The organism is Micromonospora sp. DT41 (genome assembly GCF_049841715.1).
GTDB classification, from domain to species: Bacteria; Actinomycetota; Actinomycetes; order Mycobacteriales; family Micromonosporaceae; genus Micromonospora; species Micromonospora profundi.
The window spans coordinates 70281-86247 of the sequence record NZ_JBNCKU010000005.1 but is presented as its reverse complement, the minus strand read 5'-3'; the positions used below and the strand labels follow the sequence as shown (position 1 = coordinate 86247).

The following is a 15967-nucleotide window of genomic DNA, read 5'->3' as shown; positions in this document are numbered from 1 at the left end:
CCCAGTCGGGTCGATTCCGCTCTGTAGTCGCCGAGTTGAGCTACTCACCGTACTAGTCGGGACAACCGTCGGTCAGCGAGCGGTTTCCCGCCGGTCTGGCAGGTCGGGCAGTACTGAAGGCTGGAATCGGCGAACGACACCTCCCGCACCGTGTCCCCGCACACCGGGCAGGGCAGCCCGTTGCGGGCGTGCACCTTCAGGCCGGCGCGTTTCTCACCCTTCAGCTCCGCCGCGCGCTGACCGACGGAACGCTCGACAGCGTCGCCGAGCACCTGCCGCGTCGCCGTGTGCAGGGCGGCGAGCTGGGCGTCGGTGAGCCGATCGGTGATCGCGAACGGGGACAGCTTCGCGGCGTGCAGGATCTCATCGGAGTACGCGTTGCCCACCCCGGCGAGGACCGACTGGTCGGTCAGCACCCCCTTGATCTGCCCACGCCGGCTGCGCAGCCGCTCGGTGAAGGTGGGCAGGTCGGCGGCGAGCGCGTCCGGGCCGAGCTTTGCCACGCCGGGCACCGCCGAAGGCTCATTGACCAGGTACGCGGCAAGCTTCTTCTGGGTGCCGGCCTCCGTCAGGTCGAAGCCGGAGCCGTCGTCGAGACGTACCCGTACCGCGATCGGACCCTTGCCGGGGCGCAGCGGCGTCGTGGACGGGAACGCCTCCCGGTAGTGCAGCCATCCGGCCCGTGCCAGGTGGACAACGAGATGCAGATCACCCTCGATGAGTACGTCGAGGAACTTGCCGTGCCGGCGGGCGTCGACGACAGCCCGGCCGGCGACCGCGGACGGTGCCGGGTCGTACGTCTTCAGGGCGCTTATCGCGGCGATCTCCAGCCGGTCGACACGCCGCCCCACCGCGCGCTGTCGCAGGTATCCCGCGAGCGCCTCAACCTCCGGTAGTTCGGGCACGACCCAACGGTAGCCTTCTTTCCCGTGAGAATCGTGGTGGCACACAACCGGTACCGGGAAGCTCAGCCCTCCGGCGAGAACACGATCGTCGACGCGGAGATCGCCCAGCTCAGCGCCGCCGGCGTCGAGGTGCTGCCGTTCATCCGCAGCTCCGACGAGATCCCGTCGATGTCGAAGGCGGCCAAGGCGCTGCTGCCGATCTCGCCGATCTGGGCGCCGCGTGCCCAGCAGGACCTGAGCCGGCTGCTCACCGCGCATCGGCCGGACGTGCTGCACCTGCACAACCCGTACCCTCTGATCTCGCCCTGGGTGGTGCGGACCGCCCACCGGCACGGTGTGCCTGTGGTGCAGACGGTGCACAACTACCGGCAGGTCTGCTCCTCGGGGATCTACTTCCGCGACGGTGTGATCTGCCAGGACTGCAAGGGACGGGCGCTGGGCCTACCGGCGATCAAGCACCGCTGCTACCGCGACTCGGCTGCCCAGTCCGCCCTGATGGCGACGACCCTGGCCGTGCACCGGGGCACCTGGCGGTCGGTGGACCGGTACATCGCGCTCACCACGGCGATCGCCGACCACCTGCGCGAGTACGGCATTCCGGACGATCGCATCGTGGTGAAGCCGAATGCCGTGCCAGACCCGGGCCGACCGGCGCCGCTGGGTGACGGGTTCCTCTACATGGCCCGGCTCTCGCCCGAGAAGGGTGTGGACCTGCTGCTGGACGCCTGGCGCCGGCACCCCGTGGGCACGCTCGGCACGCTGCGCGTGGCGGGTGACGGCGAGTTGCGCCCGCTCGTGGAGGCGGCAGCCGCGGAGCGACAGGACGTGGTCTACCTGGGCCAGCTCGACCGGGCCGGGGTGCAGGCAGCTGTCGAGGCGAGCGCTGTGGTGATCGCCGCCTCCATGTGGCACGACGTGCTACCGACCGTGATCATCGAGGCGCTGGCCAGTGGCCGGCCGGTGCTCGGCACCGCGCTGGGCGGCATCCCGTACCTGGTCGGCGCGGACGCCCCGCACGAGCCCGCCGGCACCGGCCCGGCGGCTGTCGCCTCGGCCGTCGCCGGCCATTCCCCGCCGCCGGCCGGTCCGTCTGCGATGCCGGCCGGCCTGGTCACCGGCACCGCCGGCTGGGTGGTCCCGCCGGACCCGGCCGCGTTGGCCGCCGCGCTCCCGGTCGCTCGGGCTGGCGCCGCCGCGCTCGCCGCACCGGCCCGGCTGCGGTACGAGCAGACTTTCCACCCCGACGTCGTCATCAAGCGGCACCTAGACGTCTACGCCGGCGTGGCCCGCCCTCGTTGATCCCGGCCTGCCGGCTCCCGCTGCTGTCCCGCCTGGCGGGAGTGCGGAGATCTTGGCAGGAAAACGCCCTTATAGGGGCGGCTTCTTGCCAAGATCTCCGCAACGTGGTGTAGCCCTCGATCGCTGCGTGCCGGGGCAGCGGCGCCGACCACGAAGGCGCCGCCCAGCGTGGTTAGTAAGGGGCCCTTCCTATGCAAAAGGCGATAGTAAGGGGCCCTTCCTTACAGGGAGGCTCGGGCGGAGAAGGCGATGCTCGCCAGCAGGAAGCCGCCGTTGACGATGGTGAACGCCACCATCACCCAGAGGACCAGCGCGGGGGCGACGGCCAGCACCACGGCGGCCACGAAGATCACCGCGCCGTAGTCGCGTACCAGCTTCACCAGGCGGACCGGCAGCGAGGTCGAGGTGACCATGCTTGCCGCGTTGGGGCCGGACTGCATCACCGACGTGACCAGGTTGACCATCCAGGTGCCCGCGAAGGTCGCCACGAGCCAGGTCGGCGTGCCCGGCTCCTGCGCCACCGCCACTGCGGCGAGCGCGGCCACCAGGGCGATCTGCGCGGCCACGTCACAGAGAATGTCGATCCGCGCGCCGGCCGCGCTGCCCTGACCGGTCACCCGGGCGAGCTGCCCGTCGGCGCAGTCCAGGGAGTACGCCACCTGCCAGCCGATCAGGGCGAGCAGACCGACCACCCAGGCCGGTACGTCACCGGCGGCGACCGGCCCGGCGAGCGCCACAACTGTGATCGAGGTGGCCAGCCCGAGCACCAGGTTGGTGAGGGTGAGCGCGGTGGGGCGCAGCCCGAGGCGCTGGGCGACGAGCGCGAAGACGGCGCCCAGCCACTGGCTGATCGACTCGCTGAACAGGCCGCCGCCCCGGTTCACCCGGTGGAAGTCGGCGACGGTGGGACGGGGGTCAGCCAAGCTGGTCGCGGATTGCACCGGCGTAGTCTGCCAGCCGCTCCCGCGTCTCGGTAGGCGACAGTGCCAGGTGTTCGAGGATGGTGTACCGGTCGGGTCGGGTACGCGGCGCGAACTGCACGGCCTCCACGAACTGGTCGTCGGTGAGCGCCACCTCGGCGGGGAGACGCGGCAGACCGTGCCGGGCCAGGCAGGCCGACATCTCCCCGAAGCGGCGTAGATCCCCGCGCAGCCAGGTGCAGAACAACGCTCCCAGCCCGGCGAGTTCACCGTGCGAGGCGGTGCCGGGAAAGAGCGAGTCGACGGCGTGCATGATCTCGTGGCAGCCGCCGCTGCACGGGCGACTGGTGCCGTCGACAGCCATCGCCAGGCCACTGGAGATCAGTGCCTCGGCCAGCACTGTGACGAACGCGTCGTCGGTCATGTCGCCGGGGTGGTTGAGCACCGCCTCGGCGCCCGCCCGGGCCAGCGACGCGGCCAATCCGTCGACGGGTTCACCGCGGACCCGGCGGGACAGCTCCCAGTCGGCCAGGGCGCTGATGTTGCTTATGACGTCGCCGATGCCGGCGCGGTTGTGCCGCTCCGGGCCGCTCTCCACGAAGTCGAGGTCGACGATCACCGCGATGGGGATGTGCACCCCGTAGGAGCCCTTGATCCCGTCGGTGATGAGGCTGGCCACCGGGGAGGCGATCCCGTCGTTGGCGAGGCTCGTCGCCACCGACACCATCGGCAGCCCTCGGCGGGTCGCCGCGTACTTGGCCACGTCTATCGTCTTGCCGCCGCCGATGCCGACCACCGCGTCGTACGACCGGGCGCGGAGCTTGCCGCCAAGGTCGTCGGCGGCGTCCAGCGTCGCCCCGGCGACGGTGAACACGTCGGCCGTCCGCAGCGACGGTCGGATCAGCTCCGCGATCTGGGCACCCTGACCCGGGCCGACCACCACCGCGACGTCACCGCCTGCCGAGATCCGCCCGTCGGCCAGGATCGCGCCCAGGTCGGCGACCGCACCTCGGCGTACGTCGATGTGCAGCGGGGTGAGGATACTCCGGGCTAGTAGAGGCACGCGATCTCCCGCGCGCGGGCCAGGTCGGCGTGGTTGTCGACCTCGACCCAGGGGACGTCGCCGATGGGAGCCGCCCGCACCTCGCCGCCCCGGTCGGCGAACTCCTGGTAGCCGTCCTCGTAGTAGAGGTTCGGATCACGCCGCCAGGTCGCCTTTAGGGCGTCGGCGAGCGCGTCGGCGACCTGCGGCTCGATCAGCGTCGCGCCGATGTACTCCCCGTACGCCTCGCCCGGGTCCATGATCTTGGTGATGCGGGTGAGCTGGCCGGCGGCGTCGAAGGTGGTCTTCATCTCCTCCTCGGCCAGCGGCTTGAGGGTGTCAACGGCGAGCAGGATCCCCGGGCCGCGCTCGGCCAGCAGCGTCTTCTCCACGCTCACCGGGTGCACGGTGTCCCCGTTGACAAGCAGCACTCCACGCGCGAAGTGCTCCCGGGCCAGCCAGAGGGAGTAGGCGTTGTTCCACTCCTCGGCCTTGTCGTTGTGCACAAGGGTGAGGGTGACGCCGTACTTCTTCTCCAGGTCCGCCTGACGGGAGACGACAGCGTCCGCCGCGTAGCCGACCACGATCACGATGTCGGTGAGCCCGACCTCGGCGAGGTTGCCCAGCGCGATGTCCAGGATCGTGATCTCGCCGTCCACCGGCACCAACGCCTTCGGCAGGGTGTCGGTGTACGGGCGCAGCCGGCGTCCTGCTCCGGCCGCGAGCACCATTCCGATCATCGCGACATCCTCCCTCGTCCTGCTCCCGTCACCGGTGGAGGATAGCCCCGGGCGGCCCGGTGACTCCGGTCAACCGGTCAGCCGGGCAGCGCGGCCAGGTCGGCGAGCATCGTCAGTCGCTCGTCCGCGGTGAGGACGGCGTACGGGCCGGCCGCCCGTCGGTCGGTCTCCAACTCGATGGCGAGCCGTTCCGGGCCGGGCGGCAGGGCGGCGACGCTCGACGCGGTGTGCCCGGCGGCCGTCCAGGCGGCGGCGTGCGCGTCGGCCCGGTGGTACCGCAGCGCGCCGAGCCGGTTGAGCAGGAGCACGCCCGCCGGGGCGCCGTACGGCTCGTGCGGCGGCGCCATCGCGGTGAATGCCGAGTTGCCCCGGTCGCCTTCCTCGTCGGCAAGCACCAGGGCGTACGCCAGCACCCGGCCGAGTGACGCCACCAGCCGCGCCACCCGCTCGTCCTGCCCGGCCCACAGTTCGTCGGTGACCTCCGCGTGCACCTGGTACAGCTCGGTGAGGAAGGCAAGCCCGCGTTCGGTGGCGCAGAGCCCGCCGTCCGGGCGGCGGTGGATCATTCCGTAGGCGACCTGCTTGTCGACAGTCCGGCGGCTGACCACCGGATCGAGATACCTGGTGACCGCCGCGAACCCGGCCTCGTCGACGATGCCGCCGGGTGCGGCCAGCCGGGTCCGTAGCTCGACCAGGAGGCCGGTGGCGGCCGGCCCGCCGTACCGTTGGCTCAGCTCCGCTCCGCCCCAGTCGTGACCGGCGAGCATTCCGGCGCGGTACGCGCGGTCGACGGCCGGGGCGACCAGACCGGCGGCCCGGTGGGGCGCCAACTCGATGGTGTTCACAGACCGATCGACCGCAGGACGGCGAAGCCCTCCTCCGCGATCCGCCTGATCAGGCCGTCGTTGACGTCGCGGTTCTCATCCAGCACCGTCACCTCGTGCTCGGCCAGCCAGCGGTACTCGGTGTGCTTGCCTGCCTCAAGTTTCGGGTGGGCGAGGTCGCCGTCGACCCGTACCAGGAAGTCGTGCTCGATCCGGGCCAGGCCGTCGTCACCGACGTAGTGGTATTCGCCCACCGGGCCGAGGACGTGCGACAGGAGCCAGCCGGTCTCCTCGGTGATCTCCCGGCGGAGTGCCTCGTCGACGTCCTCGCCGGGCTCCAGATGCCCACCGACGATGTCCCAACAATTGGGAAAAAGCCGTCGGTGCGGCGACCGGCGCTGGAAGAAGATGCGGCCGTCGTGGTCGACGATCAGCGCGCCGGCGCAGCGCAGGGGGTCGGTGGGCACCGTTTGACAGTAGCGAGCGGTCCGGCGATTCGGCGACGCCGTGGTCTTGTCCAGGAAACATCCACAGACCACCATGTCCCTACCGGATGCCAACGTCGGCAGGGGTGATGCGTGATGCAGGTACGGGAAGCGATGTCCAGCCAGGTTCTCGTCGTCGGTCCGGAGCACACGCTCCGCCAGGCGGCCCAGATGATGTCGGCCCGCGGTGTCGGGTCGGCCGTCGTGATCGACCCGGAGTCCGAAGGGGTCGGGATCATGACCGAACGCGACGTGCTGAAGGCCATCGGCGCGGGCCTCGACTGCGACGTGGAACGCACCCGCTCCCACCTGACCTGGGACGTCGTCTACGCCGGGCCGGAGTGGACGGTCGCCGAGGCAGCCGCCGCGATGGCTCGGGGTGGGTTCCGGCACCTCGTGGTGCTTGACGGCCGGGAGGTCGCCGGAGTGATCTCCGTACGGGACATCATGCGGGTCTGGTCGGAGAATCCGGCGGTCGCCACCACCTGACCGGTCCATACGGGTGTGCCGGCGGAATCGACGGGTAAGGATTCCCTGCGGGCGCGGAGATTCCGCCGCCCGTGGGGGAGGGCCCGATGCGTGACGCGGAGCGCCTGGTCGAGCAGCAGTACGCAATGCTCCTGAGTCGGGACGTGGCCCGACTCCCGGATCTGTATGCCCCGGAGGCTTTCTACTCCATGCCGGGTGTCACGGTCCGCCCGATCGAACTGCCCGCGTTGTTGCGTACCTGGACGGGTGCCTTCCCCGACCTGCGGGTCGACCCGCTGGGCTCGGTGCGGACTTCCGGCGGCGCGGCAGTCGAGCTGCGCCTGTCCGGCACCCACACCGGCACGCTGCACTCGCCGTACGGCACAGTCGCGCCCACCGGCCGGTCGGTGAGCTGGGAGGTGGCGGACGTGGTGCGGGTCCGCCGGGGCCGGATCGTCGCGTGGCGTTCCTACTTCGACTGGAGCCACCTGCTCGACGCGCTCGGCGTGCAGTTGGAGGGGCTTTCCCGGTCGGCGCAGCACGACGCGCTCGCACTTCCGGTCTGATCTGACGGCGACCGGTGGAGTCGGGTCACCCGTCCGGTGGCTCAGGATGCGGACATCGCCGTGCCGTCCGCGCGCGCCCCGCAGTCGCCCGTACGCTCAATGGCCATGACCGCCGAGCAGCTGATCTCCTTTGCCCGTGGGGCGCCCTCGCTGGACATCGTCGATGTCGAGGGCCTCAAGGCCGCCGCCGTACGCGCCTTCGACGCCGACCCTGCGGGGATCACGGCGTACGGCACCTCCGTCGGCTACCTTCCGCTGCGGAAGTGGATCGCCGACAAGCACGGTGTCGAGGCCGACCAGGTGCTCGTCACGAACGGCTCGCTCCAGGCCGACGCGTTCCTCTTCGACCACCTGGTCCGTCCCGGCGACGCCGTGGTGGTGGAGCGCCCGACGTACGACCGGACGCTGCTCAACCTGCAGCGGATGGGCAGCGAGCTGTACGGGGTTCCGGTCGAGCCCGACGGCGTGGACACCGCCGAGCTGCGCAAGCTGCTGGAGTCCGGGGTACGTCCCCGGCTCGCGCACATCATCCCGAACTACCAGAACCCGGCCGGCGTGACGCTGTCGTTGGAGAAGCGTCGCGAACTGCTCGACCTTGCCGCGGAATACGGCTTCATCATTTTCGAGGACGACCCGTACGCGGACATCCGGTTCCGTGGCGAGGCGCTGCCGTCGATGCTGTCGATGGACACCCGCAGCGTGGTGGTCCACGCGTCGAGCTTCACGAAGACGGTCTGCCCGGGCGTCCGGGTCGGTTACCTGGTCGGCTCTGCGGACCTGATCGCCGACATCGCGAAGAACGCGACGAGCCTCTACATCTCGCCCGGCATGGTGTCGCAGGCGATCGTGCACCAGTTCTGCGTCTCCGGTGACATCGACCGCTCGATCGAGACCGTCCGGGCGGCGCTGGGCGAGCGGTCCCAGGTGCTTGCCGAGTCGCTGCGCCGGCACCTGCCGCAGGCCCGGTTCGTCGAGCCCGACGGTGGCTACTTCCTCTGGGTGGAGTTCCCCGAGGACGTCCTGGTGGACAAGCTCGCCCCGGCGGCGGCCGAGCGCGGGGTGGCAGTGGTCAAGGGCAGCGACTTCGTTCTGGACGGTGGGCAGCACGCCCTGCGGCTTGCCTTCTCGGCCGTGACCGCCGATCGGATCGACGAGGGTGTCCGCCGGCTCGCGGAAGCCGTCGAGGCCGTCCGGAGCTGAGGCCCGCGCCGGCCGTCGAGGCTGGCCAGAGGCGACGCCCGCGCCAGCCGTCGACGACTGGCGCGGGCGCATTCTGTCGGGTTCCTGACAAAACGACGATGCTGGCCGTCCGGGGCTCCCGCCCGGGCGGCCGGCGGCTCACAATGCTGCGAGCGTCATTCGTCATACGTCGTGAGCGCCGCAGGCGACTGCGGCCGCCGCGCCGTTTTCGGGTCACGCGTGCAGCACAACCCCCGCCCCCATGGGCGCCGGGTGGGCCGTGTCGTCCTCTCACCCCCCGACGCGACCCGGCCCGCCCGGCGCCGCCCCCGCGACCGCCGTCACACCTGCCGATGGCGACCATCGGCGTAGCCTGCAAGCCGCAGGCGAGCGCGGGGAGGTGTCGAGATGACAGATCGGGAAGATCGCAGCCGGTCGGTGCTGCCGAGCACCGGACGGGTGCTGCGACCCCGGGCGTGGCCGTCCCCGGTGCGGGCGGTGACCCGGATGCTCAACGCCGACGGCTCGCCCCCGACGCCGGCCCCCGCCGGCTCCGGCCGCAGCGGCGTTGTCGACTGCGCGCTGTACGTCGACGGCAAGCGGCAGCCCGGCGACTGGACGTACGCGGACGCGCTCGAGGCGGCCCGCCGCGAGGAGCACGGCTTCGTCTGGCTCGGGCTGCACCAGCCGGAGCTGGCCGAGATGACAGCCATCGCGGAGACCTACGGTCTGCACGAGCTGGCCGTCGAGGACGCGGTGAAGGCAGCGCAGCGGCCCAAGTTGGAGCGGTTCAACGACGTCACATTCCTCGTGCTGCGTACGGCCCGGTACTGCGAGCACGCCGAGCTGACCGAGAACTCCGAGGTCGTCGAGACCGGCCAGGTGATGCTGTTCATCGGCCCGAAGTTCCTGATCAGCGTCCGGCACGGGGACGCCTGCCGGCTCTCCCCGGTCCGCGCCGAGCTGGAGACCAAGCGGGACCTGCTGCTGCACGGCCCGTGGGCGGTGGCGTACGGCGTGACCGACCGCGTGGTCGACCTCTACCTGGAGGTGGCCGAGCAGCTGGAGGACGACCTGGACGTCCTGGAGGCCGAGGTCTTCGACCGCAACAGCCATGGTCGGATCCAGCGGATCTACCAGATGAAGCGGGAGCTTGTGGAGTTCAAGCGGGCGGTGATCCCGTTGCAGCGCCCGCTGATGACGCTTACCTCCCAGGTCAACCGCGAGGTGCCGAAGGAGATCCGGCGCTACTTCCGGGACGTGCAGGACCACCTGAGCCGCACCGTCGAGCAGGTGAACTCCTACGACGACCTGCTGAACTCCATCCTCCAGGCGCGCCTGGCCCAGGTCACCGTCGACCAGAACAACGACATGCGCAAGATCGCCGCGTGGGCGGCCATCGCCGCGTTCTGGACCGGCGTCGCAGGCATCTACGGCATGAACTTCGAGAACATGCCCGAGCTGAAGATGACGTACGGCTATCCCGTCGTGCTGGCCCTCATGCTCGGGGTCTCCCTCGCCCTGTACCGCTGGTTCCGCCGCAACGGCTGGCTCTGACCGCGTACGCCGGGCAACCCGGCACCGACGGGCGCCGACGGGTTTGAGTGCGCGAAAGCGCCGGCGAGCGGGAAACCCGCGTCGCCGGCGCCGGTGCGCTGTCGCTGAGGTCAGCGGCGGCCGTTGGTGCGGGCCGTGTCCTTGCCCAGCGCCTTGGAGATGTCGTCGGCCGGACGGCCGGAGACGTCCTTGGCACCCTCGGCGACCGACGGAACCTTGTCGGTCGGGCGGATGCCGGTCGTCGACGGGCCGGGGGTGGCGGGGGCGGTGGTGCTGGCGCTGTCGCCGCCGGCCACCGCCGAGCTGCCCGCGCCGGTCATCCCGGTCATGGCCGACCCGTCGGTACCCTTCGGCGTCGACGGGGTGCGCACCTCGAACGAGTCGACCTCGTCGCGCATCGGCTCCAGGGTGCGGGTCGGGTCGTACTCGGCCCACTCCTGCTGCTCCCGGCGACGACGCAGAGCGACCGCGCCGGCCAGGCCGGCGATGGCACCCGCGGCCAGAAGGCCGGTCATCATCGAGCCGCGACGACGCGGCTGCTTCTTCTTGCCAGTGATCCGCATGCTCTTCGACTTGGCCTTCCTGGTCAACGGCCCTGCCTGCGCGGCGCCATCACGGGCCACCGCGGCCAGCGGTGCCAGCGTGGTGAGTGTCGTCCCCCAGCCGGTCGACGCACGATCGCGTACCTTCGCCGCCGTCGGCGCAACGTAGCCACGGGCGACCTGCACCCGCGGGCCGACCGTCGAGCCAGCGCCCTTAGCGGCGTGGTTGGCTGCTTGCATCAGGTGGCTGATGCTCTGGTTCAGCTCTGCTCTGGCCAGCTGACCCTGGGACTTACGCCGCCCGATTCCAAACACGGTCCCACCTCCTGGGAGTTGTTCCTTCGTCATCCTCCACCTTCGGATGCCTCCGCGATGCCAGATCGGGCACATGGGAGGATCCGCATGGAACTGACCAACGAGTGAGGAGTACCCGTGGCCGAGGCTGTCTACGCCACCTTGCACACCAACGCTGGGCCGATCCGTCTGGAGCTCTTCCCGAACCACGCGCCGAAGACGGTCCGCAACTTCATCGACCTGGCCGAGGGCAACCGCGAATACACCGACCCGCGCACCGGCCAGCCGGGCAGCGGGCCGTACTACGACGGCACCATCTCGCACCGCGTGATCAGCGGTTTCATGGTTCAGATGGGCGACCCGACCGGCACCGGCCGGGGCGGGCCGGGCTACAAGTTCGCCGACGAGTTCCACCCGGAGCTGCGCTTCGACCGGCCGTACCTGCTGGCGATGGCGAACGCCGGACCGGGCACCAACGGTTCGCAGTTCTTCATCACCGTGTCGCCGACGCCGCACCTCAACAACCGGCACACCATCTTCGGGCAGGTCGCCGACGAGGAGTCGGTGAAGGTCGTCGACTCGATCGCGAACACCCCGACCGGCCCGAGCGACCGTCCGCTCCAGGACGTCGTGATCGAGCGGGTCGAGATCGAGCGGTCTGCTGGCTGACGAACCAGCGAGGTACCTTTGCTCGCATGATTGAGCGCTCCGGAGCACCGCACCGGCCAGCGCCGGTGCCCCGCGCGGTGACGGACGGAGGGTCGGCCCGGTGAGCGAGTCCCCACCGACCACCCCGGTCTGCTACCGGCACCCCGGTCGGGAGACCTACGTCCGGTGCACCCGCTGCGACCGGCCGATCTGCCCGGACTGCATGCGGGACGCGTCCGTCGGGCACCAGTGCCCGGAGTGCGTCGACGAGGGACGTCGTAGTGTCCGGCCGGCGCGTACCGCCTTCGGTGGTGGTGCGGCCGGCCGGCACGGCTACGTCACCAAGGCGCTCATCGCGCTGAACGTGCTTCTCATGGTGCTCTCCATCGCCTCCGACCGGGGTGGTGACGCGGCGGTCGGCGGTTCCGGCTTCGGCGGTCTGATGGGCGGCAGCACGCCGCTTACCAACTGGGGTTCGGTGCTCGGGCTGGCGGTCTTCCCCGACGGCACGCTCGGCGGCATCGCCGACGGCCAGTGGTACCGGCTGGTCACCGCGATGTTCCTGCACTACGGCGTGATCCACCTGCTGCTCAACATGTGGGCGCTCTGGGTGCTCGGCCGTTCGCTGGAGGCCAACCTGGGGCGGGCGCGTTTCGCTGCGCTCTACCTGATCGCGGGTCTCGGCGGTAACGTCGCCGCCTACCTGTTCAGCGCGCAGAACTCGGCCACCGCCGGTGCGTCCACAGCCGTCTTCGGTCTCTTCGCCGCGCTGATCATCATCGAGCGCAAGATGGGCCGGGACATCTCCCAGGTGATCCCGATCCTGGTGATCAACCTGGTGTTCACGTTGACAGTGCCGGGCATCTCGATCCCCGGGCACCTGGGCGGCCTGGCGGTCGGTGCCGCGATGGCGCTGGTTCTCGCCTACGCGCCCAGGGGCCGGCGCACGCTGGTGCAGGTCGGCGGCGGTGCGGTGATCCTGCTCATCCTGCTGGCCCTCGTCCTGTTCCGCACCGCCCAGCTACTGGGCTGACCACCGGCTATCCGGTCGCGCCCGGGCGGGCGGCGTGCAGCTCGGCGGCCACGTCCTCGGGCATTGTGCCCAGGTCGTAGCGGCCGAAGAGGTGCAGTGACTCGCCCGCGTCGATCTCCAGCATCTCGGTGGTCAGCCCCAACCGGGGTCGGCGGTCCACGGTGATCGCCTCGATCGCCGGCCAGGGCAGCATCCGCCGACCGGCGAACCCGTGGATGACGGTGACCCCCTCCGGGCCGACCGCCAACCGGACCGGCGCGACCAGGTCGCGTGCCGCCCAGCCCACCAGTGCGGCGGCCGCCAGGCAGGCCAGGACCAGCCGTACCGTGTCGCCGTCGGCGAAGAGCAGCCCGATCGCGACGAGTGCCACCGCGCCGGCGATCTTGATCGCCGGAAGACTCGCGGGCACCCGCCACTGCCGGGTCGTGGAGGTCTCATCCATCCGCCCAGCATGCCCGGGGGCGGACGGCCGGTCCACCGACGACGTAGGATCGGGGCAGTCAGGTTACCGGGGAGTAAACATGAGTGACGCGGTCATCGTCGGCGCGGTACGCACCCCGGTCGGGCGGCGCAAGGGCAGCCTCGCCGGTGTCCACCCGGTCGATCTCTCGGCGCACGTGCTGCGCGCCCTCGCCGAGCGCACTGGCCTCGACCCGGCGCAGGTCGACGACGTCTTCTGGGGCTGCGTGTCCCAGGTCGGCGAGCAGTCGTGGAACATCGCCCGCAACGCCGTGCTCGCCGCAGGCTGGCCCGAGTCGGTGCCTGGCACCACCATCGACCGGCAGTGCGGCTCCAGCCAGCAGGCACTGCACTTCGCCGCCGCTACCGTCCTCTCCGGCCAGGCAGACCTGGTGGTCGCCGGCGGGGTGGAGTCGATGACCCGGGTGCCGATGGGCTCCAGCGTGGGCGGTGGCATGCCGTTCAGCGACCAGGTCCGGGCCCGCTACCGGGGCGTCGAGGGCTTCGCCGACGACGAGCCGCTGCCGTTCAACCAGGGCGTCGGGGCCGAGCTGATCGCCCAGCGGTGGCGTCTGTCGCGTACCCAGCTCGACGAGTTCGCGCTGGCCAGCCACGAGAAGGCCGCCGCAGCCCAGGACGCCGGGGCGTTCGACCCGGAGCTGACGTCGGTGCCGCTTGCCGACGGCGGCAAGTTCGCCGCCGACGAGGGCATCCGCCGGTCCACCTCACTGGAGAAGCTGGGCGAGCTGGCCACCCCGTTCCGTGCTGACGGCGTGGTGACCGCCGGCTCCGCGTCCCAGATCTCCGACGGCGCCGCCGCGCTCGCCGTGACCACCTCCGACTGGGCCAGCCGGCACGGCCTGCGCCCGCTGGCCCGCATCCACACCGCAGTGGTCGCCGCCGACGACCCGGTCACCATGCTCACCGCGCCCATCCCGGCCACCGCGAAGGCGCTGCGCCGCGCGGGGCTGGGCATCGAGGAGATCGGGGTGTACGAGGTGAACGAGGCGTTTGCCCCGGTGCCGCTGGCGTGGCTGGCGGAGACCGAGGCCGACCCGGAGCGGCTCAACCCGCGCGGCGGCGCGATCGCCCTCGGTCACCCGCTCGGCGGTTCCGGTGCGCGGATCATGACCACGATGCTTCAGCACATGCGGGACAACGGGATCCGCTACGGCCTCCAGACCATGTGCGAGGGCGGCGGCATGGCCAACGCCACGATCGTCGAGCTGGTCTGATCCCGGGCCCCTCTGCCGCTGGCGAACTGTCGCGGCGCGCCGCCACTGAAAAAGCGTGGCCCGGGAGGGGCAACCGACCCTAGGGTGCCCACCGTGGAGACGATCGCCGGTGAGCATGCCCCCGACTGGTCCAGTGAGCAGTGGCAGGCGCAGGCTCGCGACTGGGTCGACGAGCAGCTCGCGGGAGTCGGCCTGCTGGTCACCGGGGCCGTGGAGCCCCGGGTCCGTCCGTGGTCGCTTGTGTGGCGGGTGCCCACCGACGGCGGGCCGGTGTGGTTCAAGGCCAACAACCAGGGCACCGTGCACGAGGCAGTTCTGATCGCGGCGCTGGCCGAGCTGGCCCCCGACCGGGTGCTGACACCGATCGCCGTGGACCCGCAGCGGGGCTGGTCGCTGCTGCCCGACGGCGGGGAGTCGCTGCGTGACGTGCTGGGCCGCGATCCTGACCTGGCGCACTGGGAACGGGCTCTGCCCGGGTACGCCGCGCTCCAGCTCGCCACCGCGCCACGCGCCGACGAGCTGGTCGCCCTCGGGGTGCCGGACCACCGCCCCGAGGTGCTGGCCGGGTTGCTCGCCGACCTGCTGGACGACAATGAGTCGCTGCGGATCGGCGCCGAGGGCGGGCTCGCCCCCGAGACGTACGAGCGGCTGCGGGCGGAGCTTCCGGCGTACGCCGAGCGCTGTCGCCGGCTCGCCGACCTCGGCATCGCGGCCACCATCCAGCACGACGACCTGCACGACGGCAACGTCTTCGCCGGCCCGACCGGGTACCGGTACTTCGACTGGGGCGACGCGTCGGTGGCGCACCCGTTCGGCACGCTGCTGGTGACACTGCGCTCCATCCGGTACGCCGCCGAGCTGGCTGCCGACGACGCCACGCTGGTCCGCCTTCGCGACAGTTATCTGGAGGCGTGGACCGACAGGTACGACCGCCGGACGCTTGTCGAGGCCGCCGACCTGGCGATGAATCTGGGCGCGGTGAGTCGTGCGCTGTCCTGGCGGCGAGCCCTGGACACCGTCGACCCGACACGCGCCGAGTACGCCGAGGCGGTGCCCGGTTGGCTCGCCGAGCTGTTCGCCGCCGTCCCGTTGCAGCCGGAATCCTGACCGGGATCCGTCCCCGTCGGAAGTCGGACATGCAGTGCGACGAGCGGCGTGGAACTTCCAAAAAAGCGCCGTGACCCGCGTCACCCCTGCCGGGGGGTCGTTGGGCAGGTCATGGACGTCTTCTCCCGAACGTTCCTCCCGGCCGCCGCCGAGGCTGGCCTGGCCGTGCAGACCGTGAGCCGGCACATGCCGGTGTTCCGGCGCTGCGTCGGCTCCGGTGACGCGACAATCCTGGTCACCCGTTGCAGCCGCCCCGACCGCCCGGTCACCGGCGACTACCTGCTCCTGCTCACCCACCGCCGGCTGGTGGTGACCCAGCAGACGCGGCTGCTGCACCGGCTCCGCCTGCACCTCAACACCGAGCTGCGCGAGCTGAGCAACGTCACCTGGAGCCCCGATCCGCGGCTGCACTCGGTCGAGCTGGCCGCCACCGCGATCGACGGGATCCGTGAGCGGTTCCTGATCCGCACCACCCACCCCAAGCAGGTGTGGCAGATGGACGCCCTGCTCAACCACGCGTTCCGGACTCGACTGCGGACGCCCCGCGAGCGGATCGTCGCCACCATCGGCGACGCGCCGGCGACCGTACGGCCCAGTGTGTTCCGCCCCGCCGTGGCGCGCTGACGCCGCACCGGGACGCCTTTACCGAACCCGAACACGCGTC

18 protein-coding genes are annotated in these 15967 nt (G+C 71.1%); 10 read left to right on the top strand and 8 right to left on the bottom strand.

The features are described 5' to 3' along the window. Window positions 1–44: 44 nt before the first annotated feature. The gene (locus tag ACLQ23_RS11160; RefSeq protein ID WP_355587235.1) at window positions 45–905 is read right to left on the bottom strand and encodes an Fpg/Nei family DNA glycosylase; all 861 of its coding nucleotides are present in this window, start codon (window positions 903–905) and stop codon (window positions 45–47) included. Between the two features lie 24 nt (window positions 906–929). Here ACLQ23_RS11160 and ACLQ23_RS11155 point away from each other — a divergent pair, with 24 nt between their 5' ends. Continuing rightward, the gene (locus ACLQ23_RS11155) at window positions 930–2204 is read left to right on the top strand and encodes a glycosyltransferase (RefSeq protein ID WP_355628434.1); all 1275 of its coding nucleotides are present in this window, start codon (window positions 930–932) and stop codon (window positions 2202–2204) included. A gap of 221 nt (window positions 2205–2425) precedes the next feature. Here ACLQ23_RS11155 and ACLQ23_RS11150 read toward each other — a convergent pair whose 3' ends face one another. The 5 genes from ACLQ23_RS11150 to ACLQ23_RS11130 form a co-directional block, all read right to left on the bottom strand. After that, a complete protein-coding gene (locus ACLQ23_RS11150; protein ID WP_355587232.1) occupies window positions 2426–3145 on the bottom strand; it encodes a CDP-alcohol phosphatidyltransferase family protein in 720 nt (239 codons plus the stop codon). Further along, the gene (locus tag ACLQ23_RS11145) at window positions 3120–4187 is read right to left on the bottom strand and encodes an iron-containing alcohol dehydrogenase family protein (RefSeq protein ID WP_355628431.1); all 1068 of its coding nucleotides are present in this window, start codon (window positions 4185–4187) and stop codon (window positions 3120–3122) included. Before ACLQ23_RS11145 ends, ACLQ23_RS11150 begins: the two co-directional genes overlap by 26 nt. Beyond that, the gene (locus ACLQ23_RS11140) at window positions 4175–4906 is read right to left on the bottom strand and encodes a phosphocholine cytidylyltransferase family protein (protein ID WP_355628428.1); all 732 of its coding nucleotides are present in this window, start codon (window positions 4904–4906) and stop codon (window positions 4175–4177) included. Before ACLQ23_RS11140 ends, ACLQ23_RS11145 begins: the two co-directional genes overlap by 13 nt. A gap of 77 nt (window positions 4907–4983) precedes the next feature. Beyond that, the gene (locus ACLQ23_RS11135) at window positions 4984–5751 is read right to left on the bottom strand and encodes a hypothetical protein (protein WP_355587225.1); all 768 of its coding nucleotides are present in this window, start codon (window positions 5749–5751) and stop codon (window positions 4984–4986) included. Continuing rightward, window positions 5748–6197, bottom strand: a complete 450-nt coding sequence (locus tag ACLQ23_RS11130; RefSeq protein WP_355587222.1) for an NUDIX domain-containing protein — start codon at window positions 6195–6197, stop codon at window positions 5748–5750. Before ACLQ23_RS11130 ends, ACLQ23_RS11135 begins: the two co-directional genes overlap by 4 nt. Window positions 6198–6311: 114 nt before the next feature. Between ACLQ23_RS11130 and ACLQ23_RS11125 the strand changes: the two genes are divergently transcribed. The 4 genes from ACLQ23_RS11125 to corA all read left to right on the top strand — a co-directional run bounded on the left by ACLQ23_RS11125 (window position 6312) and on the right by corA (window position 9985). Further along, window positions 6312–6704 carry a CBS domain-containing protein gene (locus ACLQ23_RS11125; RefSeq protein ID WP_355628425.1) on the top strand — a complete coding sequence of 131 codons (393 nt, stop codon included), beginning with the start codon at window positions 6312–6314 and terminating at the stop codon, window positions 6702–6704. Window positions 6705–6790: 86 nt separating this feature from the next. Continuing rightward, window positions 6791–7249 (top strand): ester cyclase, encoded by a 459-nt coding sequence (locus ACLQ23_RS11120; protein WP_355587218.1) that lies wholly within the window; start codon window positions 6791–6793, stop codon window positions 7247–7249. Window positions 7250–7354: 105 nt separating this feature from the next. Further along, on the top strand, window positions 7355–8449 hold the full coding sequence (locus ACLQ23_RS11115; protein WP_355587215.1) for a PLP-dependent aminotransferase family protein: 1095 nt from the start codon (window positions 7355–7357) through the stop codon (window positions 8447–8449). 387 nt (window positions 8450–8836) lie between these two features. Then, window positions 8837–9985: a magnesium/cobalt transporter CorA gene (corA, locus tag ACLQ23_RS11110; protein ID WP_355628422.1), complete on the top strand. Its 1149-nt coding sequence runs from the start codon at window positions 8837–8839 to the stop codon at window positions 9983–9985. A gap of 110 nt (window positions 9986–10095) precedes the next feature. On the opposite strand, the gene ACLQ23_RS11105 is transcribed toward corA, so the two are convergent. Continuing rightward, a complete protein-coding gene (locus ACLQ23_RS11105; protein ID WP_355628419.1) occupies window positions 10096–10875 on the bottom strand; it encodes a hypothetical protein in 780 nt (259 codons plus the stop codon). Between the two features lie 84 nt (window positions 10876–10959). Here ACLQ23_RS11105 and ACLQ23_RS11100 point away from each other — a divergent pair, with 84 nt between their 5' ends. Beyond that, the gene (locus ACLQ23_RS11100; RefSeq protein WP_355587207.1) at window positions 10960–11490 is read left to right on the top strand and encodes a peptidylprolyl isomerase; all 531 of its coding nucleotides are present in this window, start codon (window positions 10960–10962) and stop codon (window positions 11488–11490) included. A 100-nt stretch (window positions 11491–11590) separates the two neighbouring features. After that, complete coding sequence (locus tag ACLQ23_RS11095; protein WP_355587204.1) at window positions 11591–12502, top strand: rhomboid family intramembrane serine protease; 912 nt, start codon at window positions 11591–11593, stop codon at window positions 12500–12502. Window positions 12503–12509: 7 nt separating this feature from the next. Here ACLQ23_RS11095 and ACLQ23_RS11090 read toward each other — a convergent pair whose 3' ends face one another. After that, entirely contained in the window at window positions 12510–12944 is a 435-nt protein-coding gene (locus ACLQ23_RS11090) for a PH domain-containing protein (RefSeq protein ID WP_355587201.1), read from the bottom strand. 79 nt (window positions 12945–13023) lie between these two features. Between ACLQ23_RS11090 and ACLQ23_RS11085 the strand changes: the two genes are divergently transcribed. From ACLQ23_RS11085 to ACLQ23_RS11075, 3 genes are all read left to right on the top strand, one after another. Then, complete coding sequence (locus tag ACLQ23_RS11085; RefSeq protein ID WP_355587199.1) at window positions 13024–14196, top strand: thiolase family protein; 1173 nt, start codon at window positions 13024–13026, stop codon at window positions 14194–14196. A gap of 93 nt (window positions 14197–14289) precedes the next feature. Then, window positions 14290–15303, top strand: coding sequence for an aminoglycoside phosphotransferase family protein (locus ACLQ23_RS11080; RefSeq protein WP_355628416.1), 1014 nt, complete (start codon window positions 14290–14292; stop codon window positions 15301–15303). Between the two features lie 111 nt (window positions 15304–15414). Beyond that, window positions 15415–15927 (top strand): hypothetical protein, encoded by a 513-nt coding sequence (locus ACLQ23_RS11075; protein ID WP_355587194.1) that lies wholly within the window; start codon window positions 15415–15417, stop codon window positions 15925–15927. Window positions 15928–15967 lie beyond the last annotated feature (40 nt).

Excerpts from the sequence above, each read along its gene's own strand:
- ACLQ23_RS11115 (WP_355587215.1), top strand. The coding sequence starts at position 7,355 with ATGACCGCCGAGCAGCTGATCTCCTTTGCCCGTGGGGCGCCCTCGCTG.
- ACLQ23_RS11090 (WP_355587201.1), bottom strand. The coding sequence starts at position 12,944 with ATGGATGAGACCTCCACGACCCGGCAGTGGCGGGTGCCCGCGAGTCTT.
- ACLQ23_RS11140 (WP_355628428.1), bottom strand. The coding sequence starts at position 4,906 with ATGATCGGAATGGTGCTCGCGGCCGGAGCAGGACGCCGGCTGCGCCCG.
- ACLQ23_RS11085 (WP_355587199.1), top strand. The coding sequence starts at position 13,024 with ATGAGTGACGCGGTCATCGTCGGCGCGGTACGCACCCCGGTCGGGCGG.
- ACLQ23_RS11125 (WP_355628425.1), top strand. The coding sequence starts at position 6,312 with ATGCAGGTACGGGAAGCGATGTCCAGCCAGGTTCTCGTCGTCGGTCCG.
- corA (WP_355628422.1), top strand. The coding sequence starts at position 8,837 with ATGACAGATCGGGAAGATCGCAGCCGGTCGGTGCTGCCGAGCACCGGA.
- ACLQ23_RS11120 (WP_355587218.1), top strand. The coding sequence starts at position 6,791 with ATGCGTGACGCGGAGCGCCTGGTCGAGCAGCAGTACGCAATGCTCCTG.
- ACLQ23_RS11105 (WP_355628419.1), bottom strand. The coding sequence starts at position 10,875 with ATGACGAAGGAACAACTCCCAGGAGGTGGGACCGTGTTTGGAATCGGG.
- ACLQ23_RS11075 (WP_355587194.1), top strand. The coding sequence starts at position 15,415 with ATGGACGTCTTCTCCCGAACGTTCCTCCCGGCCGCCGCCGAGGCTGGC.